18 protein-coding genes and 2 pseudogenes are annotated in these 20533 nt (G+C 59.2%); 13 read left to right on the top strand and 7 right to left on the bottom strand.

Annotation, left to right across the window (positions count from 1 at the left end; translation table 11 throughout):
• Nucleotides 1-42 precede the first annotated feature (42 nt).
• Nucleotides 43-1257, top strand: a complete 1215-nt coding sequence (gene trpB / locus CAURI_RS13100) for a tryptophan synthase subunit beta (RefSeq protein ID WP_010188014.1) — start codon at nucleotides 43-45, stop codon at nucleotides 1255-1257.
• Nucleotides 1257-2087, top strand: coding sequence for a tryptophan synthase subunit alpha (gene trpA, locus CAURI_RS13105; protein WP_010188018.1), 831 nt, complete (start codon nucleotides 1257-1259; stop codon nucleotides 2085-2087). The genes trpB and trpA overlap by 1 nt, the downstream gene beginning before the upstream one ends.
• 277 nt (nucleotides 2088-2364) lie before the next feature.
• On the opposite strand, the gene CAURI_RS14160 is transcribed toward trpA, so the two are convergent.
• On the bottom strand, nucleotides 2365-2736 hold the full coding sequence (locus tag CAURI_RS14160; RefSeq protein ID WP_012715384.1) for an HNH endonuclease signature motif containing protein: 372 nt from the start codon (nucleotides 2734-2736) through the stop codon (nucleotides 2365-2367).
• On the bottom strand, nucleotides 2652-3368 hold the full coding sequence (locus CAURI_RS13110) for a hypothetical protein (RefSeq protein ID WP_241760817.1): 717 nt from the start codon (nucleotides 3366-3368) through the stop codon (nucleotides 2652-2654). The genes CAURI_RS14160 and CAURI_RS13110 overlap by 85 nt, the downstream gene beginning before the upstream one ends.
• 163 nt (nucleotides 3369-3531) lie before the next feature.
• Between CAURI_RS13110 and istA the strand changes: the two genes are divergently transcribed.
• Both istA and CAURI_RS13120 read left to right on the top strand, forming a co-directional pair.
• Nucleotides 3532-5166, top strand: a complete 1635-nt coding sequence (istA, locus tag CAURI_RS13115) for an IS21 family transposase (protein WP_012715385.1) — start codon at nucleotides 3532-3534, stop codon at nucleotides 5164-5166.
• A 5-nt stretch (nucleotides 5167-5171) separates the two neighbouring features.
• Nucleotides 5172-5939, top strand: a complete 768-nt coding sequence (locus tag CAURI_RS13120) for an ATP-binding protein (RefSeq protein ID WP_012715386.1) — start codon at nucleotides 5172-5174, stop codon at nucleotides 5937-5939.
• Nucleotides 5940-6574: 635 nt separating this feature from the next.
• Here the strand turns inward: CAURI_RS13120 and CAURI_RS13125 are convergent.
• The gene (locus CAURI_RS13125) at nucleotides 6575-7810 is read right to left on the bottom strand and encodes a dicarboxylate/amino acid:cation symporter (RefSeq protein WP_010188029.1); all 1236 of its coding nucleotides are present in this window, start codon (nucleotides 7808-7810) and stop codon (nucleotides 6575-6577) included.
• A 157-nt stretch (nucleotides 7811-7967) separates the two neighbouring features.
• Between CAURI_RS13125 and CAURI_RS13130 the strand changes: the two genes are divergently transcribed.
• The 5 genes from CAURI_RS13130 (at nucleotide 7968) to CAURI_RS13150 (ending at nucleotide 10653) form a co-directional block, all read left to right on the top strand.
• The gene (locus CAURI_RS13130; protein ID WP_010188031.1) at nucleotides 7968-8432 is read left to right on the top strand and encodes an SdpI family protein; all 465 of its coding nucleotides are present in this window, start codon (nucleotides 7968-7970) and stop codon (nucleotides 8430-8432) included.
• Nucleotides 8433-8655: 223 nt separating this feature from the next.
• Nucleotides 8656-8880, top strand: a complete 225-nt coding sequence (locus CAURI_RS13135) for a hypothetical protein (RefSeq protein ID WP_010188033.1) — start codon at nucleotides 8656-8658, stop codon at nucleotides 8878-8880.
• Nucleotides 8881-8931: 51 nt separating this feature from the next.
• Entirely contained in the window at nucleotides 8932-9303 is a 372-nt protein-coding gene (locus tag CAURI_RS13140; RefSeq protein ID WP_010188034.1) for a Rieske (2Fe-2S) protein, read from the top strand.
• A gap of 75 nt (nucleotides 9304-9378) precedes the next feature.
• On the top strand, nucleotides 9379-10338 hold the full coding sequence (locus CAURI_RS13145; protein ID WP_010188036.1) for a bile acid:sodium symporter family protein: 960 nt from the start codon (nucleotides 9379-9381) through the stop codon (nucleotides 10336-10338).
• Between the two features lie 6 nt (nucleotides 10339-10344).
• Complete coding sequence (locus tag CAURI_RS13150; protein WP_010188038.1) at nucleotides 10345-10653, top strand: hypothetical protein; 309 nt, start codon at nucleotides 10345-10347, stop codon at nucleotides 10651-10653.
• On the opposite strand, the pseudogene CAURI_RS13995 reads toward CAURI_RS13150, so the two are convergent.
• The 4 genes and pseudogenes from CAURI_RS13995 to CAURI_RS13170 all read right to left on the bottom strand — a co-directional run bounded on the left by CAURI_RS13995 (nucleotide 10650) and on the right by CAURI_RS13170 (nucleotide 13754).
• A pseudogene (locus CAURI_RS13995) lies at nucleotides 10650-10982 on the bottom strand (branched-chain amino acid transporter permease). The gene CAURI_RS13150 and the pseudogene CAURI_RS13995 overlap by 4 nt on opposite strands.
• Nucleotides 10967-11683 carry an AzlC family ABC transporter permease gene (locus CAURI_RS13160; RefSeq protein ID WP_012715388.1) on the bottom strand — a complete coding sequence of 239 codons (717 nt, stop codon included), beginning with the start codon at nucleotides 11681-11683 and terminating at the stop codon, nucleotides 10967-10969. The pseudogene CAURI_RS13995 and the gene CAURI_RS13160 overlap by 16 nt, the downstream one beginning before the upstream one ends.
• Nucleotides 11684-11718: 35 nt before the next feature.
• A complete protein-coding gene (locus CAURI_RS13165) occupies nucleotides 11719-12318 on the bottom strand; it encodes a YqgE/AlgH family protein (RefSeq protein ID WP_010188045.1) in 600 nt (199 codons plus the stop codon).
• A gap of 2 nt (nucleotides 12319-12320) precedes the next feature.
• Nucleotides 12321-13754: a CCA tRNA nucleotidyltransferase gene (locus CAURI_RS13170; RefSeq protein ID WP_010188047.1), complete on the bottom strand. Its 1434-nt coding sequence runs from the start codon at nucleotides 13752-13754 to the stop codon at nucleotides 12321-12323.
• Between the two features lie 46 nt (nucleotides 13755-13800).
• Here CAURI_RS13170 and CAURI_RS13175 point away from each other — a divergent pair.
• From CAURI_RS13175 to CAURI_RS13190, 4 genes and pseudogenes are all read left to right on the top strand, one after another.
• A pseudogene (locus CAURI_RS13175) lies at nucleotides 13801-14385 on the top strand (NUDIX hydrolase); the annotation flags it as partial.
• Complete coding sequence (locus CAURI_RS13180) at nucleotides 14382-16523, top strand: hypothetical protein (RefSeq protein ID WP_010188051.1); 2142 nt, start codon at nucleotides 14382-14384, stop codon at nucleotides 16521-16523. The pseudogene CAURI_RS13175 and the gene CAURI_RS13180, both read left to right, overlap by 4 nt.
• A gap of 9 nt (nucleotides 16524-16532) precedes the next feature.
• Nucleotides 16533-19775, top strand: a complete 3243-nt coding sequence (murJ, locus tag CAURI_RS13185; RefSeq protein ID WP_012715390.1) for a murein biosynthesis integral membrane protein MurJ — start codon at nucleotides 16533-16535, stop codon at nucleotides 19773-19775.
• A gap of 220 nt (nucleotides 19776-19995) precedes the next feature.
• Nucleotides 19996-20529, top strand: coding sequence for a YceI family protein (locus tag CAURI_RS13190; RefSeq protein WP_010188054.1), 534 nt, complete (start codon nucleotides 19996-19998; stop codon nucleotides 20527-20529).
• The last annotated feature ends 4 nt before the right edge of the window (nucleotides 20530-20533 follow it).

A 20533-nucleotide genomic window follows, 5' to 3' on the forward strand; every position in this document is an offset into this window, starting at 1 on the left:
CCAACCCGAGCCCTAGCAACAGCCCGAGACAAAAGGAAAGTCATGACCAACGATCAGGACATCAGGGAGACCATTCTTCCCGCCTACTTCGGTGAATTTGGCGGACAATTTGTTCCCGAATCACTCATTCCAGCACTCGACCAGCTCGAGCAAGCCTTCGTCGACGCCCAGAATGATCCGGCCTTCCGCGAGGAGCTTGCCAGCTACCTGCGGGACTACCTGGGCCGCCCCACGCCTCTCACCGAAGCGACCAAACTTGGCGGAAAGGCGCGCATCTTCCTCAAGCGTGAGGACCTCGTGCACGGAGGCGCTCACAAGACCAACCAGGTAATCGGCCAAGCGCTCTTGGCTAAGCGAATGGGCAAGACCCGCATTATCGCGGAGACCGGCGCCGGCCAGCATGGCACGGCGACCGCCCTCGCCTGTGCTCTGCTTGACCTCGATTGCGTAATCTACATGGGCGCAAAGGACGTCGAAAGGCAGCAGCCCAATGTCTACCGCATGGAACTCATGGGCGCGAAAGTTGTTCCCGTGGATTCTGGTTCCGGCACCCTCAAGGATGCTGTCAACGAAGCTCTCCGTGACTGGACCGCGACGTTCCACGAGTCTCACTACCTCCTAGGCACCGCGGCCGGCCCTCACCCCTTCCCGACGATTGTTCGAGAATTCCACAAAGTCATTTCTGAGGAAGCCAAGGCTCAAATGCTGGAGCGCACTGGCGGGCTCCCCGACGTGGTCGTCGCCTGCGTCGGCGGCGGCTCCAATGCCATTGGCATGTTTGCGGATTTCATCGACGAGGAATCAGTCGAACTCGTCGGTGCCGAGCCTGGGGGAGAGGGCCTAGACTCCGGCCACCATGGCGCCACGATCAACAACGGCACCATTGGCATCCTCCACGGTGCCCGCTCCTATCTCATGCGCAATGCTGACGGGCAAGTTGAGGAATCCTATTCTATTTCTGCCGGCCTCGATTACCCGGGTGTAGGCCCACAACACGCCCACCTCGCACAGACCGGCCGAGCCACTTATATCGGCATCACCGACGCCGAAGCACTCGAAGCCTTCCAGATTCTCAGCCGACGGGAGGGCATCATCCCAGCTCTCGAATCCTCGCATGCCCTTGCCTATGCACTCAAGCGCAAAGATGAGGACATCACCATTCTCGTTTCCCTTTCTGGCCTCGGTGACAAGGACATCGACCACGTTCGCCGCACCCTCGACACGCATCCCGAATTCAAGATCACGGAGGACAAGTAATGAGCCGCTACGAGAAACTTTTCTCCAGCCTCGCCGCCCGCAAGGAAGGGGCATTTGTCCCCTTCATCATGCTGAGCGATCCCAACCCAGACACCGCTCTCGCCATTGTTCGCGCCGCTGTCGCCGGTGGTGCCGACGCGCTCGAGCTCGGCGTCCCCTTCTCCGATCCGGTCGCCGACGGCCCCACCATTCAGGCCTCCCATATCCGCGCACTTGCAGGCGGCGCGACGGTCGACTCCGCGATCGAACAAATCCGCCGCATCCGAAACGAATTCCCCGACCTACCAATCGGCATGCTCATCTACGGAAACGTTCCCTTCACTCGCGGGTTAGAGACCTTCTACTCCGAGTTCCAGGAAGCGGGTGCCGATAGCATCTTGCTTCCCGACGTCCCCGTTCGCGAAGGCGCACCTTTCGTCGCCGCTGCCGAAAAAGCCGGAATTGACCCAATCTTTATCGCCCCGGCTCAAGCATCTGAACAAACTCTCCAGGGAGTGGCTCAGTACTCCAAGGGCTATATCTACGCTATCTCGCGCGACGGCGTCACTGGCACCGAGAAGGAGTCGGAAACTCGCGGGCTCGATGAAGTGGTGAATAACGTGAAGCGCTTCGGTGGAGCGCCGATTCTTCTTGGGTTCGGTATCTCGACGCCTCAGCACGTCGCCGACGCAATCGCCGCCGGCGCAGCTGGTGCAATCACCGGTTCCGCTTTAACGAAGATTGTCGACGCCCACCTCGACGAAGAAGGCCGCCCCGCCGACGGGCTCGCCGCTGCGGTCACCGGCTTTGTCTCCAAGATGAAGGCCGCTACCAAACATGCAGAATCCTAAACAAGCTTTCTAGGTACCCTTCTGGACACCTATTCGGGCAACCATGACTAGGAGCGCCCCAGACTAGTCAACTCACCTCAGCCTCTTTCATCACGTCGTCCGCCGCCGCGCATCGCGATGGAAGGGGCCGTTTCACGTGGAACTACGCACTGTCCGCGTGCGCTAACCTGATGACTACCAGCGTCGAAATAGGCAATACCCGTGGAGCCTAATCCATGTCCCTCCAGATGCCTCCTCAATTCCCCGTACGTTCCTAACAACTCCCGACCCTAGACCCCTAGAAGGGGATATCCTCGTGCCCACTCGAGTAACGATCTGCTGGGTCCGTCCTGTCGAATATTTCGACCATTTCACCGCCGTCCAGCTCCACCTTCAAGGCTTTTGCTTCTTCGTGCATCTTCCGACGGTGGGAAATGACATCCTCCGCAATGGTTCGCGCCCACACCTTTGACGCCGGAGCCAGGGGACCAGTTGCCTCGGTCACCGCCCAGGTTCCGTCCTCAAACAACCACACAACGTCACCGGTAACTGGGTCTAGGATATAGAAGGCCCGCCCATCAGTTTTCATGTTGTGGTGGTGCTGGCAAAGAGCAACCAAATTGGATGCATGCGTCTGGCCACCATCGGAATAGTTGATCCGATGGTCCAATTGGCAGGTCCATGCAGGACGATTACAGCCGGGGGCGCGACACGTGCGTCGCGCCCCTCAACATACTTTCGTGTGGCATCTGAAGGCTGGTAACCCCTGCACGGTTCTGGAGCATCACTAAAGTCGCGCGTCACTGTCTTCGACGCCGGGACTCCTTCGCCGGTCCATCCATGTCCTTGGACGTAAACTGGGGATCCTTCCACATCCGTGGATTTGTATTCATGCACGACCACCTTTCCTACCTCAGGTTTAATTTCGCCCGTAATGAGGAGGATCAAGGCATCCGCCATTGAGACGTCGTGCTCTTTAGCGGCCAACTTGATGGTTTCGTGGATGACGATGCCGACATTGCTGTCTACTTCAAGTTCAATCGAGGCACGCTCTCCACGAGTGAGAAGCGAGTAGCGATTCTTCTTCCGCCTGTCTCGGAAGGCGATTGAATCATCCAAGACCTTCGCAATGTCACGCACCTTGCGCCGGATCTTATCTGCGGTTGGGAAAAGTTGGTTCGGCTTAGTCGGCGTTAACCACGCCGCCAATTGACTATCAATCTCGGCAACAACTGATGAAATAGGGTTTCCGAGCTTTGCCATTACTTGATCGATAGCGACCAGGGCCTGCATGTCAAGCAAGAACTGAGCGTCTTGCAAAGTGTTGCGACCGGCTATTTGGTAGCAGTGTCGTGACTATCTGGTAGCGCTTCAGTGAGTATCTGGTAGCAGCTCACGGGGCTCGGGATGATACTTCCGGTAGCCGCACCACTCGGGTGCGGCGCGTACTGGAAGGAGTCCGCTGATGACGGATTACCGTGCGGTGATGACGCTGCTGATTAGGAAGCGTTCTTACCGCCAGATTGAAGACCAACTCGGGTGCTCGCACCGCGCGATTTCCCGAGCGAACCAAGCGCTGCGAAGCCTTGGCTTGACCACTGCCCAGCAGGTCGCGGCGTTGACGAATGACGAGCTGGACGAGATATTCGTTGACAAGCGCAGTAGCGGGCAAGGCGAGTTCGTCCCGATTGACTTTGACGCGGTCGTCAAAGCACGCACAGGGCGTGTGAAGCAAACACTGCAAGTATTGTGGGCTCGGTACACCACGATCCCCGCCCAGCCGGGTCAGCGTCACTACAGCTACGACCGGTTCCGCCAGTTGGTTGCTTCCCATGTCGATGCGGCCGGGCTTACCGCCCGGATCACCCATGCACCAGGGCATACGATGCAGGTGGATTGGGCGGGGACCAAGATGTGCCTGTACGACCCTGCGGGCACACCGGGTGCGAAAGTCAGCATTTTCGTTGCCGCGCTGCCGTATTCAGGGATGCTGTTTGCCTGTGCGTGTATTGACCAGCGGCAACAGTCCTGGCTTGATACCCACCGTCAAGCGTTTGACTACTTTGGTGGGGTCTGCCAGGTTGTTGTCCCCGATAACGCGTCGACGGCATCAAACGCGATCAGCACTGCCGATAGGAATCGGAAGGTCAACGACACTTACCAGCAGTTCTTGGAGCACTACAACACAGCAGCACTTCCTACGCGCGCGCGTCGGCCGAAGGATAAAGCGAATGTGGAAGCTGCGGTAAAGATCGTCACACACAAAGTCATCCACGCCCTTGAAGGCCACCAGTGTGTTGACTTGGACGAGCTCAACGGAAAGATTGTGGACTTAGTCGATGCAATCAACAGGTCCGTGCCGTTTCGCAGTCAGCACATCAGCCGCAGGGATCTCTTCGAAGAACACGAGCAGCATCTCCTTGCTGACCTGCCGACAACCCCATGGCAGCACACCGAGTGGAAGCGCGCGAAAGTGGCCCCTGATTTCCATATCACGGTTGCAACGGTGCGCTACTCCGTCCCGCATCAGCTTGTTGGCCGCACTGTCGATGTGCGCATCACAGGCCAGGTCTTGACCGTCTTTGATCAGGGGACGACCGTGGCAACCCACCAGGTTTCGCATAAGCGTGGGGCCTATGTCACTGACTATGAGCACATTCCATCTGGAATGGACTCCACCCGTGGACTGTGGACTAGTGACTACTTTTATCGCGAAGCCAGCAAAACCGGCCCGGCAACACGCAAGGTCATCGAAGAACTCATCGCGGCGAAAGCCATCCCGGCCCAGGCGTACCAGTCTTGCCGAAATGTGCTTTCGATGGGCAAACACGGCAACAAACCAATCCTGGAAGAGGCATGCCAGCGCCTGACCGCCAACGACGGCAGCCGACGGGCGGTGTCATATACCGCAGTCAAAAACATGATGGCCGCCATACGCAAAGAACACGCCACCCGGCCCCGCGGATTAGACCAAGCCCCGCGCAGCACCACAACCAACCAGCCCACCGCCCCTGTAGTCACCGACCGGGATACCACCGGCGCGTTTCTCGGCGGTGCAGAACAGTTCAGCATGGACAACCTCGCAAAGAAAGGAAACTAAACCCCTTGTCATCACCAACCCCGCCAACAGATCGCTTCCTTGACGAATCCGTCCTGCCCGACTTCACCGCGCTGCGGATGACAGCCTTCGGCAGAAGCGTCATCGACATCGCCAACGATCCCGCATTCGACACATGGACGTTTTCCCAAAAGGTGCTCTACGCACTCGATAAAGAAGTCGCGGCCAGGCGTGAACGACGCATCAACAAACTGCTGAAAGCATCCCGATCGCCAAACCTTGATGCTTGCCTTGAAAACGTGGTCTGCACACCTGACCGCAACATCAACCCCGAGCAAGTCAGCAGACTCGCTCACGGACAATGGTGCCACCTGGGCCAAAACATTGTCATCCTGGGCAAATCCTCAGTCGGCAAAACCTACCTCGCCCAAGCCCTGATCACAGCAGCATGCCGCAACGACTACTCAGCACGGTTCTACCGCACCGACATGCTCGCCGCCGAACTAGCAGTCCTCCAACCCGATGACCCCGCACGACTGAAGTTCATCCAGCACCTCCACGACGTCGACGTCCTGGTCCTCGATGACTTCCTGACCACACCTGTTGATGCCGCAACCGCGCACCAACTTCTCAACATCCTCGCCGGGCGTGAAGGCAAAGTCTCAACGATAGTGACCTCACAATTCACCCCACTGGAGTGGTACAAGTCCATCCCCGACGCCGTGATCTCCGAGTCAATCCTCAACCGACTCGTCTCCGGCGCCGAGATCATCACACTCGAAGGACCAAACATGCGCCTGAACACCAACGCATAACCACCAACAACGCCTGAGTGAGACACCGCTACCGGATACTCACTCAGGCGCTACCAGATACTCACCACACCGCTACCATTTCAGTCTTCTGAACACAAAGCCTTTACCTTCGGCAACTCATTGAGACGAATGAGTCCCATAACATTCCGCGCCACATGGGCAAGAGACTTTCCTGTCTTTTGCCCAATGCGCATAAAGGCAGTATCTGAGTCTGCATCGAGCGGTGGTTGGACACTGGACCAAAACTCGTACTCTATTCTCCGCATCAGTTGGCCTGCCTTGCAATCAGGATCGTGCGGGTTTGAGTGAGAGAAGTACGCGGTAGGTATTGACGTTGAAGAGTTTGTTGTGGTTCCCATGGGTAGTTGCACCCCCTAAACTAGCCGAACAATGACGTCCCCACACCCACCTATAGAATACCTGTTCGAACGAGAGCACGCAAGGGTTAACTAAAATCTTTCCACCGAGGGCGCCCCAGTCACGGACGGCGATTGCGCAACTAGTGAAGGAACTTGTTCGGGCATAAAAAAATCCCCCTCCCAGAGCCCGCCTTCCAGAAGGTTGGTCTAGGTAAATAGACCACCGAAGTGAAGCGGACTAGGGGAGAGGGAAGCTATCAGCGTTTCACGTGAAACTTAGGGTGTGGCGGCCTCCTCGTTGGCGGCAGAGGAATCAACTTCAGCTTCCAAGCCTTCGATCTTGTCCCGTGCGAAGCGGTCAACGATCATCGCAATAGCGCCGTCGCCAGTAACGTTCGCAGCAGTACCAACAGAGTCGATGGCAATGTAGGCAGCAATCATCAATGCCACCATCGAATCATCGAAGCCCATATTGGCCTGCAACAGACCCACAGCGACCATCACAGCACCACCCGGAACGCCAGGGGCAGCGATCATCATAATGCCAAGAAGAAGAATGAATCCGAGAGCCTTACCCAAATCAGCTTCCATACCGTCAGCCATGAACACGATCGCAAAGGCATATAGAGTCAGCTTGATCATCGAACCGGAGAGGTGAATGGTCGCGCAAAGGGGGATAACGAAGCCAGCAACAGGCTTGGAAATCCCATTCTTCAAAGTGGCACCCAAGGTAACCGGAATAGTAGCCGCCGAGGAGGATGTACCCAGCGCCGTGAAGTAGGCCGGTGCCATGTTCTTCAAAGCGCTGAACGGATTCTTACCTGCAATGGCACCAGCAATGACGTATTGGAGCACAAGGTAAACCAAGGTCATCACAACTGCGAGCAAAAGTACCTTCGTGAAGGCGATCAGAACCGTGCCGATGTTTCCGTTCATGCCCAGCGAGAGGAACATACCGAAAATGTAGATCGGCAGAAGTGGGATAACGAAGCCCCAGATCACCTTGATAACAACGTTTTCGAATTCCTTGGTAATCGCATAGAGATTGTCGGATTTCACAGTGGTCATGGCCACGCCAATGCAGAAGGACAGAAGTAGGGCCGTCATCACCTCAAATGGTGCTGGCATCTCAACAGTGAAATAGGGCTCGAGTGCACCAGCATCGATGTCGGATACCTCGGTATTGAGCGTTTGTCCAGCCAGCAAAGTGGGGTACAGGGCCTGGGTCAGACCATACGCAACAAGGCCCGCCACGATGGTTGAGCCATAGGCAATTCCCGCAGTGATGCCCAGCCACTTGCCGGCGCCCCGCCCGAGGCCGGCAATTGCCGGAGCCACGAGCGCAAGAATAAGAATGGGGATGAAGAAGCCGAGGAAGTTTGAGAACAGGCCGTTATATGTGGCAAAAGCCCTGCCAAACCACTCTGGGGCAAACTGGCTAACGATGATGCCCAAAACTATCGCGACGATAATCTTGAACAGCAGAGAGTTGAGAACACTCTTGAATGTCATGATTGAGTCTTTTCTATGGTTGATACCACGTCGATGTTCGCGCCCGATGATAAATGCTTTAATATCTACCAAGCGACACGAAATGTATATTACAGCAGGATGCGAATAATTTGAACCAGCTTTCTCGCCAGCTAGGAAGCGGGATAGACTAAAGGGCATGCTCGTAGTCGGAATCATTTTCCTCATCTTGGCCGCGGTCCTTATTGTCGTCGGCGGCCTTGCCACGCTCCGCAAGCTTCCTGGAAATAGCGTCGTTGGTTTACGCTTGGCGGAGATCCGCAAATCTAAAGAAGCCTGGGATAACGCCCACGCTGTCGCGGGCCCGTTCTGGTTCCTGGGCGGTATCGCTTTAATATTCGGTGGCATCATCGCACTGCGCGCGGAGGGATGGATGTGGCTTATCCCCGCGCTCACCTTCGTCGTCGCAGTCCTCGCGCTGTCCATCGGTTCAAACATGGGCGCCCGCGCCTCCTACCTGTGGAACCAAGCCCACAAAGAGGAAGAAGGCTGCGGTGATTCCTGCAACTGCGGCAATGGCGGGTGCGGGGGAGAAGCGCCGACTGTAGACGTCTCCGCGGCCCGCGCAGCCGCGGAACGCGCCGATAACATGAACAAGAATTAGAGCTCCCTTTAAAGCACAGTGACGTAATCTATCGTTGTATTCCTATCTAAAACCGTTTCGTCACATTCAAATAAATACGTTACTCCGCCAACCATGGGAACCCCCACCATGGGCGGAGCCATTTTTCTTTATCCTGTGCCCACACTGAGAAGTGTGCACCAACACTATGGGAGAACGGGGCGGCGCCGTGACAAGACACGATCACCGGCGCACCATGGATCCCATGAACAGAGTTGCAAACATCCGCACGTTTCGAATCATCGCTGCCGCCGCGCTCAGCCTCAGCATTCTAGGGGCAGGAGCTACTTATGCTCTTGCTAGCGATACCCGCACCGGGCACACAGTAGCCGGAACAATCTATAACGACGTCGGCACAAACTACGGTGCCTATGACTTCAGCGGCAGTAGGGAAGAAGAGCTACCCGTGTGGGACGGCAAACTCAGCTAGCAGCCCATCATCCTACAGAACGCACTCGATCAATCAGATAGAGTAATCAACATGACTACATGTTCACGCCGTCTCTTCCTGCTTGGTACCGCCACCACCTTTGCCGGGGTTTACCTCGCCGCTTGCGGCAAGGAGCCTTCCGCAGAGATCGCTGCGACAGAAATCCCCGTCGGCTCAGCCATCATTGTGGACAAAGTGATTTTCGCTCAACCCACAGAAGGGGAGTTCAAGGCATACTCGCAGACCTGCCCACACCAGGGCTCCCTCATTACGAAAATTGAGGGAATGACTGCCACCTGCACTAGCCACTACTCCAGCTTTGACCTCAGTAGTGGTGAAGTCACCGGCGGACCCAGCCCCAAACCGCTTACAGAGTATGGCGTAGAAAACAACGGGGGAACAATCAAGAACGTCTCCGCCTAAAGGAGCTCTCTGGAGACTCAGGGGACTGAAAAGATGTTTCACGTGAAACCGTGAGGGGCGTCTAGACTCTCTTCTATGATTGAGCGCCTCAAAAGACTCGACCCCCTCATCGTCCTCATCCTCTTCGCCGTCGCAATCGCTATCGTTTTTCCCGCGCGCGGAAGCTTTGCAGACGGCTTCGATGTCTTCACAAATATTGCGATCGCCCTTCTCTTCTTCCTCTACGGCGCTCGACTCTCAACGCGCGAAGCCGTCAACGGCATCAAACACTGGAAGCTCCATCTCACCATTCTGGCGTTTACCTTCGTGGTCTACCCGATCATCGGCCTCGCGCTCCGCCCGCTCACCGCGTTCATCCCCAACGATCTTTACTTGGGAATTCTCTACCTCACGCTCGTACCATCCACGGTGCAATCATCGGTAGCCTTTACCTCAATCGCGCGAGGAAATGTTCCCGGAGCAATCGTCTCCGCGTCTGCATCAAACCTTGCCGGAGTCGTGATTACTCCATTGCTGGTCATGGCACTCATGGGCGCGGGAGACGGCATCCATATCGATAGTTCGGTTTTCTTTGAGATTTCCGTGCTGCTGCTACTGCCCTTCGTGCTCGGCCAACTCACCAGAAAATGGGTCGGCAACCTCGCAGCAAGCAAAGCCACGAAGGTGGTGGACCGTGGCTCCATCGCGATGGTGGTGTATGCAGCCTTTTCGAAAGGAATGGTTGACGGGATCTGGGCGTCGATTAGCGTATGGCAGATCCTGTTTCAGATTGTGTTCTCAACTGCATTCGTCTTCTTCATGCTGTGGTTAACCAAGATCGTGAGTAAAAAGTTGGGATTCAGCAGGGAAGACATCATCGCTATCCAGTTCTGTGGCTCGAAAAAATCCTTGGCCACAGGCCTTCCCATGGCATCGGTCATCTTCGCCTCTGGCGGTACCTCTCTGGGGCTGCTCATCCTCCCGCTCATGATTTACCACCAAGTGCAGCTTATGATTTGCGCGTCTATGGCGGCTCGCTACGCGCGGGTAGAGTGAGAGCACATGAAAAAGCTTTATGTTCGCACCACCATGACTGTCCCAGAGGTCGGCACCGCCATCCATATCGCGGAGCTGGAGGAAATCAACGCCGAAGCCTGCACCATGCTGCGCATGATTGCCCTCGCACCAAATGACGCCATCGTCGGTGCCGCCACGCCAACCGCCTCAGTAGGTGACGCCAACATCCCACAGAGCGTCGTGCCCCACCCCGATACCTACGACAAGTACCCCGACATCGACGCCGAGCTTATCGACGCCTTCCAGTTCCACTCCCTGTGGACCGAGGCCATCGCCCTGTACGGGGACTTTTAAAGCACCAGGTTCACTAACACCATGTACACGGCCGTGCCACCGAAAATGGACAAGCCCGAGTTTCGGCGCCACAGGTGAAGCGCGGCGGTAGCTGCTGCGCCCACTAGGGGAGCGATGAGGCTTCCCGTGTCCTGGGTCTAACTAAACAAGGTATAGACCACAAGCACCGTCATCACGCCCACGGGCATGGTGAATCCCAGCATGCTGATGAACTGGCTTCCTTTAAGCGCTTTGACGAACCCGAAAGGCAGCCACCGCAAGAGGACGGTGACTAGTCCTACGGGGATCAAAACGGCGAAAATGCTACCGAGGGTTACTCCGCCTGGCATGTCGGCTCCCTCCGCAGAATCAGCGCATTGTCGATACGCGGGGAGAAGTAGCGCACCACCAAGAGTACAAAGTAGGCACTCAGCGCCACCATGAGCAGCTGCCCAGGAAATAGAAAGCTCGCGAGGATTCCCAGAGCCGCCGCAGACAGAGGGAGGGAGTAATCCTTGTTGTTCTGGAAAGAGTCAATGGCAAGCACAATGAACAGGGCAACGAGGGCAAACTCCAAGCCCTTCACCGAGGGCGGAATGGCCTGGCCTGCCACCGCGCCGATGATCCCGGAGCCGACCCACAGCACTTGGCAATACAGCTGCACGCTAAAAACAAACACGCCGCTTGGGCGAGAGTTTCGGGGAAAGGCGGAAAGGACGGCATAGGATTCGTCGGTCAGCGCGTATGTCGAATAGGCGCGGCCGAGGCGGCTCGAAATCTCATCGCGTGGAAAGGTCAGACCGTAGAAAATGTGCCGAAAATTGACCATGAAACCCGTCACCGCGGCAACGGCGGGCGTCACGCCGCCGGTCACCATGGAAATGGCAAGGAATTCCATCGAGCCAGCGTAAATAACGATGGAAAAGATGGGGGTCCACCACCAGTCGAAACCGGTCTGGACCATGAGCACGCCGAAGGCAAGGCCCAGCGGCACCACCCCGACGGCGATGGGCATGCAGGTCCGTACTGCCTTAATGATCTCCGCACGCATGGCAGAGATGTTAGCGCAGAGGAAAAGGAAGAGCGCTAATTATCTTCATCGATATAGCGCGGGAAAGTGGCAAACAGCGGCAGGGGCATGGCCTGGCGGCGCATGACATCCGACCACGTGTCCGTAGAGCCTGAGGAGACCACGTCCTGGGGCAGGGCAGGGGCCACGTACCACTCACCGCGGTCAATTTCCTCATCGAGCTCACCCGGGCCCCACTCGAAATGACCGGCAAAAAAGCGCATACCCTCTACTAATTCGGTGACGGCATCCGGACCGACGCGCAGATCGACGAGTGCCACACGTGGGGCCAGGCGGCTCAGCGCCGGCTGCTTCTCAATGTCCACGCCCTGCTTAGTCAGCGCCACACCAATGGCCGCCTGCTGATTGTGCGGACCACCGATGTAGAGGGCCTGCGGCTTAGCAACCACAGGTAACCACTCCGGCATAACGTTGAAAACGGCGACCTCGGAGCGTTTAGTCAGGTCCACGCCATAGGTATGCCCGGCATGCTGCTCAGTGATGAGAATGACGGAGCGATTGTAGTGGGGCGCGAGCACGTCGGGAGCCGCCACGAGAAGCTGGCCAGGGGCGGGATCGTTGCGCTCAAGGGCGTTGAAGAGTCTGTCTGCGTACATCCCTATCTAGAATTCCACCACTCGCGCAGCTTCGCAATAGCAACTTCGCGCTCCAGCGGGCCTTCCTCGAGGCGCAGCTCCTTGAGGTAAGACCACGCCTTGCCCACCTCGGGACCGGGCTCAAGGCCGAGTATCTCCATAATCTCGTTGCCGTCGAGGTCGGGACGTACGCGAGCGAGATCCTCCTTGGCGGCGATATCCGCGATGCGCTCTTCCAGCTGATCGTAGGTGCGCTGCAGGCGGCGGGCCTTGCGCTCATTACGGGTAGTGCAATCTGCGCGCACAAGCTTGTGCAGGCGCGGGAGGAGATCACCGGCATCGGTGACGTAGCGGCGTACAGCAGAATCGGTCCACTGGCCATCGCCGAAGCCGTGAAAACGCATGTGTAAGTAGACCAGCTGGCCGATGTCCTCGGTCGTAGCCTTGGGGAACTTCAGCTTGCGCAGGCGCTTGCGGGTGAGCTTCGCGCCCACCACCTCGTGATGGTGGAAGCTGACCTTGCCATCGGTGGTGTCACGGGTATCCGGCTTGCCGATGTCATGGAGCAGGGCCGCCCAGCGCAGAATCAGGTCCGGGCCTTCTTCCTCCTGCTCCATGGCCTGGCGCAGTACGGTCAGCGAGTGCGCGTACACGTCCTTATGCTGCGCGTGCTCGTCGGGAGCCATGCGCAACGCCGGAATCTCCGGAAAAACATAGTCCGCAATACCGGAATCAACGAGCAGGTCAATGCCCTTCCACGGCGCGGTGCCACAGATGAGCTTGTTGAGCTCCACCTGCACGCGCTCCACGGTGATGCGCTGGATTTCGCCTGCCATGTCGATCATGGCATCGCGCACGCGCTGGGCGACGTCAAACTCCAATTGCGCCGCAAAACGCGCAGCACGAAGCATGCGGAGGGGATCATCGTGGAAAGAAATCTCCGGCGCATCCGGGGTATCGAGGATGCGCTTCGCCAAGTCATCAAGCCCACCCATCGGATCGTGGAATTCACGCGTGCCGTCCGAGCGCAGCTCGATGGCCATGGCATTGACCTTGAAATCGCGGCGCACGAGATCACCCTCGAGGGTATCGCCGTACATGACCTCGGGGTTGCGGGACTGCCCGTCATAGCTATCTGAGCGGAAAGTCGTGATTTCAATCTGCTGGCCCTTATAGGCCGCCGAAACCGTACCGAAGTCAATGCCGGTATCCCATACGGTCTCCGCCCACTCTTCGAGAATGGAATAAACCACATCGGGCCGAGCCGGAGTGGTGAAGTCGAGATCGTTGCCCAGACGGCCAAGTAGGGCATCGCGGACGGAGCCGCCGACGAGGTAGAGGGGGGCGTCGTGAAGCGCAAAGCGCTCCACCAGGCCGCTTAAGAGGCCACTGAGCCGGCTGACGGTAGCGTCCGCGCGGGCAAGAACGCCGATTAGCTGAGTGTCCTGAAAATTCACGGATCGAAGTCTACTACGATTAGCAGGGATGACTAAGAACACGCCAGGGTCCAAACGCCGCCGCCGGCGGGGCGCGGGCCACCGGAACCACCGCACGGGACGCCCCCAGCGCACGTCCACCAACCGCATGACCACGCGGGATGAAACCTCCGCCGGCGGACTCGTCGTGTCCGGATTGGCGGAGGCCGTCGACGAAGACGGCAACGTGGACCTGTCCCAGATCTATGTGGCGCTCATCGGCAGGTTGGACCGCCGTGGGCGGCTACTGTGGTCCATGCCGAAGGGGCATGTGGAAAATGGCGAAGCCAAGGAACTCACCGCTGAGCGCGAGGTCTGGGAGGAGACGGGAATCCACGGCAAGGTCTTCGCAGATCTCGGCATGATTGATTATTGGTTCGTCTCCGATGGGGTGCGCATTCACAAAACAGTGCACCACCACCTTCTGCGTTTTGTGGACGGCATCATGAATGACGAGGATCCTGAGGTCACGGAGGTGTCCTGGATCCCGGTCTCCGAGCTCATCGAGCACTTGGCCTATGCGGACGAGCGCAAGCTGGCTCGCATTGCCCACGACCTCCTCCCGGATCTCGCGCGAAAGGAAGCTGCCGCAGGAAAGGCGACCCCACGGTGAGGTGGCGCGCAGCGGCGGCCATCGCGGCGCTGGCAGTGGGCTGCGCCGTCCCCGTGGCCCAAGCACAAACTCCCGATACTGGGATCACTGACTCCCACTATTGGCTCGGCTCTCGCGGTCCCGACGAGCTGGAGCTCAGCCTGCTCAGCGCAACGGAGGCGCGGGTAGGGGAGACGCTCAAGCTACAACTGCGCATCCACAACCCAACCGAAAGCGCCGTTGATGACTTGCAGATAACCTCCCGGCGCAGCACTGCCGTGAACTCCACCACGCAGGCCCGCCAAGAGCTCGCTGCGGGTTCCTTTCCTTATTATGGAGCGACACTCGGCGCAGGAAAGCTTGAGCCGGGGGAGAGCCGCGAGCTGACCGTGGAGGTTCCCACCGCATTGGGCGAGGACTCCACGCTCGCCATCACGGAACCTGGCGCCTACCCGCTCCTGTTCACGCTCACCGGCACCCGCGGCGGCCAGGCCGCCAGTTTCGCGGAGGAGCGGACAATCCTGGATTTCCAAGGAGAAGAAACGGCTCCCGACGACGAGGGCGAGCATTCCTTTTCCTTGGTCTATCCCGTCACCGCCGAAGTAGACGTGGTGCCGGGGGATACTGGTGGCGAGGAGCTCATCTTAGAAAGCGAGCAGCTGGCTGAACAGCTCTCCCCGGGCGGGCGGCTCGATCAACTGCTCGATGCCTACCTGCAGCATGATCTGCACGGTTCCGGCTGTATGGCCTTGGACCCCGCGCTTGTCGACGCCGCCGACCGCATGTCCGCCGGCTACACCGTCAACGAGACGCGCCCCTCCACAGCCAAACACCCCACACGCCTGCGCGATTCCTGGTTTAGCAGCGCCGATTCCGATCGCGGCACGCCCGGCGCGGGTGCTCAGGACGCCGCAGCATGGCTAGAAAAACTAAAGAAGGTGGACTGCCGCATGCTCATGCCGTGGGCCAACGCAGACACCGACGCCGTGGCCAAAGTGGGCAATGAATGGCTCACCCACGAGGCCGTAGAACAAGGCGCAGACACCATCGAGCGCATCCTCGGCGCCCCGCTCAGCACGCAGCTCACCGCACCTGCCTCTGGGACGAGCGAGCATGCGATGTCCGTTCCGCTGTTGGTGGCGGATAATTCCGAGTGGGCAGGCAAGGCCGCCACCTTCGATGCCTCCCTCGGCGCACTCTTGGCCCAAACCGGGTCGAAGCCGCAAACCACCGGGTACTCCAATCCGGAGCTGCGCTACGATTTCTCGATCGATTCGGAGCAGGCGAGGGCGCTGACGGCGGGGGCGTCGATAAGCGTGGCGTCTGCACAAGAGGAGACCGTTGCCAAGCTGCCGAATTACCAGGACCCTGCCGCCGCACGTTCGGTGATGGAAGCAGCGCAGCGGCTCCTCGATACTGGGCGCCTCCAGCCCCGCCCCGTTACCGCGCTAGAGGTGGAGGAGGGCAGTGGGAGTCCCGGCAGCCCCTACCCGGACCCTTCAGCCTTTCACGACGCCGAGATCACACAGGTAACACAGCAGGCGCGCTATACCGACGAGTTGATGTCCATCATGGTCAACGACCCCAGTATTGCCATGACGCGCTACGACTTCACGGCGCCCCTGCGCCACGATCTGCTCACGGCGCTCAGCGCGACCGGCCGCTCCAGCCTGCACGGTTTTCCGACTTCGGTGACGCAGAGCCGCTCCCGGTTGGAGAAGAACGCGGATATGCTTCGCGAGCTCCGCGCCTCCGTATCCCTCATCCCACCGGGCAACGTGTATACCCGCGTCTCAGAGTCATCGCCGCTGCTCATCGTGGCGGAGAACGGCCTGCCGCTGCCTGTCGACGCCCACCTGGCTTATGACGCCCCCGACGGCGCCACGTTGAACACGCAGAACATGATTCACATCCCGGCCAAGGGATCCATTACCGTGTCCATGACCGCTGACCTGCCCAGCAACGCTGACCAGACGTCGCTGCGCCTGTGGCTAGCAACACCATCTGAGCACCTGATTTCGGATCCAATCGACATCACGGTGCAGACGCGTGCCGGTATCGTTAGCGTCTATGGAGTCGGCGCGATCGCCGCGCTCGCCCTCGCCCTAGCTGCCCTGTTCCGTCTGGGTAAGCGGAAGAAAAAGAAGTCTCACGGATAGTTTTTCTCTATGACACATGAACCTATGTCTGGTGCCCGTCGACGCATTGTCACGCCCTCGCCGCCGGCACCGGTCCCGGAAAAGCGCGCGCCGAGCGGCGTCGTAGCTGTCGACGACGAACTCGAGGACCGTTCGGGACTGAAGGGCAAGTCTGCCTCGACCCCAAGTGAGTCCGCCGGCGAGAAGAACTCCGACGGCGCCGTCGTCCGCGCGACCGGCTCCATGGCTATCGCAACGTTGATTTCCCGCATCACGGGATTCATTCGCAACGTGCTCATCGGCTCTTCGCTTGGCCCGGCCATTTCCTCCGCCTTTACCACGGCGAACCAGCTACCCAACCTCATCACGGAGATCGTGCTGGGTGCGGTGCTGACCTCACTCGTGGTTCCAGTGCTGGTGCGCGCGGAAAAGGAGGATGCAGACCGCGGCGAAGACTTTGTCCGGCGCCTCTTCACACTGGCCTTCTCCCTGTTGGCCACGATCACGGTGCTTTCCTGTATTTTTGCCCCGCAGTTAACGCGCATGATGTTGCCGGAAGACGGCGAGGTCAATGCCGTGCAGGCGACCTCCTTTGCCTACTTGCTGCTGCCGCAGATCTTCTTCTACGGGCTTTTCGCGCTCTTCCAAGCGGTGCTCAACACGAAGAACATCTTCGGGCCAGGCGCGTGGGCACCGGTGGTCAATAACATCATCTCGATTTCGGTGCTGGTGGCCTACCAGCTGGTGCCGGGCAGTCTGCATCCCGATGCGCCCTCGCCGATCACGGACAAACACGTGTTGCTTCTTGCGCTGGGCACCACGGCGGGCGTGGTGGTGCAATGCCTCATCCTCTTTCCTTATCTCAAGAAGGCGGGCATTAACCTCAAGCCGCTGTGGGGCCTGGATGACCGCCTCAAGCAGTTCGGCGGCATGGCCATGGCAATCGTGGCCTATGTGGCGATTTCCCAGTTGGGTTACGTCATCACCTCCCGCGTGGCGGCGCATGCGGATAAAGGCGCACCCTTTACCTACCAGCAGGCCTGGCTGCTTTTGCAGGTGCCCTATGGCGTCATCGGCGTCACGCTACTCACCGCGATTATGCCGCGCCTTTCCCGCAACGCCGCGGACGGTGACGTCAAGGCCGTGGTCCGGGATCTCACGCTCGGCACAAAGCTGACGTTTATCGCCCTGATCCCGATCGTCATCTTTATGACGGGCTTCGGCATCCCGATCGCCCGCGGCCTCTTCCAGTACGGCGCCTTCGACGCCGACGCGGCCGAGCTGCTCGGCCTCACGCTGAGCTTCTCCGCCTTTACCCTCATCCCCTACGCCCTCGTGCTGCTGCACCTGCGCGTCTTCTACGCCCGCGAGGAAGCGTGGACGCCGACGTTTATTATCGCCGGCATCACGCTGACCAAGGTCGTGCTCTCCCTGCTAGCCCCGCACGTTGCGGACTCCCCGGAGCGCGTGGTCATCCTGCTGGGTACGGCCAACGGCTTCGGCTTCGTGGCCGGCGCAGTGATCGGCGGTTTCCTGCTCAAGCGCAAGCTGGGCAGCCTGGGCGGCCGCGCGGTCATCGCCACCACCGTGTGGTCGGTGCTGGCCTCCATCGTGGGCCTAGTCGTAGCCTACGCCTTCAACTACGGCATCAATTTCGTGCTCCCGGCCGAGGTTCCGCCGTTTGTGTACCTGCTCAAGCTCGCCGTCGTGGGCCTAGTGTTCGTGATCGTGACCGGCATCGTGCTCTCGCGTTCGGGCCTGCCGGAAGTCATCAACCTAGGCCGCCAGCTGCAGCGTATTCCGGGCATGTCACGCTTCATCAAGATCGAGCATGCAGAGGCTATCGAGGTCGAGGAACCGGAGCAGCTGGAGTTCCAGCCGATCTTCAGCGTGGATGCCTTCAACTCTTCGCCGGTGCCACCGCCGATGTCTGCCGGTATCGTGCGCGGTCCGCGCCTGGTGCCGGGCGCCCCTGTCTCCGATGGCCGCTTCCGCCTTCTCAAGGACTATGGTTCCGCCCCGGGTACCCGCTTCTGGAAGGCCCGCGAGCAAGCAACTGGACGCCTCGTATCTCTGACCTTCGTAGACACCACGGGCGAAGCTCCGATGGCACCGGCCACCCCGGCCGTGGCTGCCCGCCGCTCCGCGGAGGTATCCCGCTCCACGCGCCGCTTGGCGGAGATGGAGCTGGATGCCATGGCGAAGAACATCGATATCCTGTCCTACCGCCAGGGCTGCCTCGTCGTGGCGGATTGGGTGGAGGGCACGTCCCTGAAGACGGTCTCGGAGGATGAGGACCTCGATCCCCGCGCCGTCGCCCACGCCTTGGCACCGCTGGTGCGCACCACGGCCGCCGCCCACGCGGCGGGACTCGTGCTGGGCATTGAAAACCGCAACCGCATCCGTATTTCCACCGAGGGCATTGCCACCTTGGCCTTCCCAGCGGTGCTGCACAGCAACGATGAGGAAACTGACCGCTCGGCGCTGGCCTCCGCCATCTCTCTCCTGGTGGAGTCCACCAGCCCAACACCGGAGGTGCTACAGGAGATTGCTACCGACGCTGAAGAGGGCGAGGACTCCGATCTCGAGGACATCGCCCACCGCTTGGCGGCCTTCGCCGGCGATGGCGACGACGGCGAGGAGACCCTCCAGATTCCAGTGGAGGAGACCCCGCGCAAGGAGGACCCGAGCCCCGCTCCGGGTTTCGGCGGCCGCGGCTATTCTGGCTCCGGCATCATCGTGCTCGGCGTGCTGGCTACCCTCTTCGTCGTGGCGATGGCCGCACTCAGCGTGTGGATTCTCTCCCAGGTGGGTAATGAAAAGACTTCCCCAGTGGTGACGAAGAGCGAATCCACGACGGAAACGACCTTCCCCAACGTGCCGCCGGTGCTCTTCAAGGACGTGAAGACCACCTCCGTTCCGGAAGGCAAGGAAGTATCTGGTTCATGGTCCACGAAGAAGGCAGACACTGGACTCCTGCTCAGCATTGACAAGCCCACGCAACTTCGCGCGCTTCCGCTGCAACAGAGCAAGTCCACCGGCGCGAAGTATGAGGTTTATGGCGTCAATACCAAGGACTTCGATCCCACGAACCCTAAAGCCGCGACGCTGACCGAGCTCGCACACGGCACCCTGACGAGCGCACGCCAAGACATCGAGCTCAAGGAGAAGCCCGTGGCCTTCGACGGCGCCCTCATCGTCTTCACCGACATGCCCAAGTCCGGCTCCGTCACGCTGAAGGAGGCCACCCTGGTGGGCATCCCCACCAACTAACCCACCACCTCACGCATTTCCCCAGACCTCGATCCCGAAACTCCCTGCGTGCTCACTCAGACGCATAACGCGCTTAACGACGCCCACCTGCAGGTTTCGGGTTGCAGGTCTGGGGCTTTATTGTTCTTGCGATTTCTTCCCTTGACAGATAAGAGAAGGAGCGTATAATTATTGTTGTCACGTCAACAACCTAGAGAAACCTAGAAGAAACGAGGAAACCATGACTATCACCGCAGGAACCTACGCACTGGACGCAGCACACACCACTATTGGCTTCGTCGCACGCCACGCCATGATCACCAAGGTGCGCGGCAACTTCAACGAGTTCGAAGGCACCCTAACCGTAGGGGAGAACATTGCTGACTCCGCCGCCACCGCCACGGTGAAGACCGCATCCATCGACACCAAGAACGCTGATCGCGATGCACACGTGAAGGGCGAGGACTTCTTCGACGTTGAGAAGTTCCCGGAGATGACCTTCACCGCGACCAAGTTCGACGTTAACGAGGCAGGCGAGGGCACCGTCACTGGTGACCTCACCATCAAGGGCACCACTAAGTCCGTCGACTTCAAGGTTGACGAAGCCGGCGTGGCCGAGGATCCCTTCGGCAACACCCGCTTGGGCTTTGAGGCTAAGACCTCCATTAACCGCCTCGACTTCGGTATCGACTTCAACGCTCCGCTGAAGACCGGCGGCGTGCTGGTCTCCGAGGAGATCAAGATCGAGCTCGAGGTTTCTGCCATCAAGCAGTAAGCCA

Origin of the sequence: Corynebacterium aurimucosum ATCC 700975 (assembly GCF_000022905.1) — a bacterium.
GTDB classification, from domain to species: Bacteria; Actinomycetota; Actinomycetes; order Mycobacteriales; family Mycobacteriaceae; genus Corynebacterium; species Corynebacterium aurimucosum_F.

Excerpts from the sequence above, each read along its gene's own strand:
- trpB (WP_010188014.1), top strand. The coding sequence starts at position 43 with ATGACCAACGATCAGGACATCAGGGAGACCATTCTTCCCGCCTACTTC.
- trpA (WP_010188018.1), top strand. The coding sequence starts at position 1,257 with ATGAGCCGCTACGAGAAACTTTTCTCCAGCCTCGCCGCCCGCAAGGAA.
- istA (WP_012715385.1), top strand. The coding sequence starts at position 3,532 with ATGACGGATTACCGTGCGGTGATGACGCTGCTGATTAGGAAGCGTTCT.
- CAURI_RS13125 (WP_010188029.1), bottom strand. The coding sequence starts at position 7,810 with ATGACATTCAAGAGTGTTCTCAACTCTCTGCTGTTCAAGATTATCGTC.
- CAURI_RS13130 (WP_010188031.1), top strand. The coding sequence starts at position 7,968 with ATGCTCGTAGTCGGAATCATTTTCCTCATCTTGGCCGCGGTCCTTATT.
- CAURI_RS13135 (WP_010188033.1), top strand. The coding sequence starts at position 8,656 with ATGAACAGAGTTGCAAACATCCGCACGTTTCGAATCATCGCTGCCGCC.
- CAURI_RS13140 (WP_010188034.1), top strand. The coding sequence starts at position 8,932 with ATGACTACATGTTCACGCCGTCTCTTCCTGCTTGGTACCGCCACCACC.
- CAURI_RS13145 (WP_010188036.1), top strand. The coding sequence starts at position 9,379 with ATGATTGAGCGCCTCAAAAGACTCGACCCCCTCATCGTCCTCATCCTC.
- CAURI_RS13150 (WP_010188038.1), top strand. The coding sequence starts at position 10,345 with ATGAAAAAGCTTTATGTTCGCACCACCATGACTGTCCCAGAGGTCGGC.
- CAURI_RS13160 (WP_012715388.1), bottom strand. The coding sequence starts at position 11,683 with ATGCGTGCGGAGATCATTAAGGCAGTACGGACCTGCATGCCCATCGCC.
- CAURI_RS13165 (WP_010188045.1), bottom strand. The coding sequence starts at position 12,318 with ATGTACGCAGACAGACTCTTCAACGCCCTTGAGCGCAACGATCCCGCC.
- murJ (WP_012715390.1), top strand. The coding sequence starts at position 16,533 with ATGACACATGAACCTATGTCTGGTGCCCGTCGACGCATTGTCACGCCC.
- CAURI_RS13190 (WP_010188054.1), top strand. The coding sequence starts at position 19,996 with ATGACTATCACCGCAGGAACCTACGCACTGGACGCAGCACACACCACT.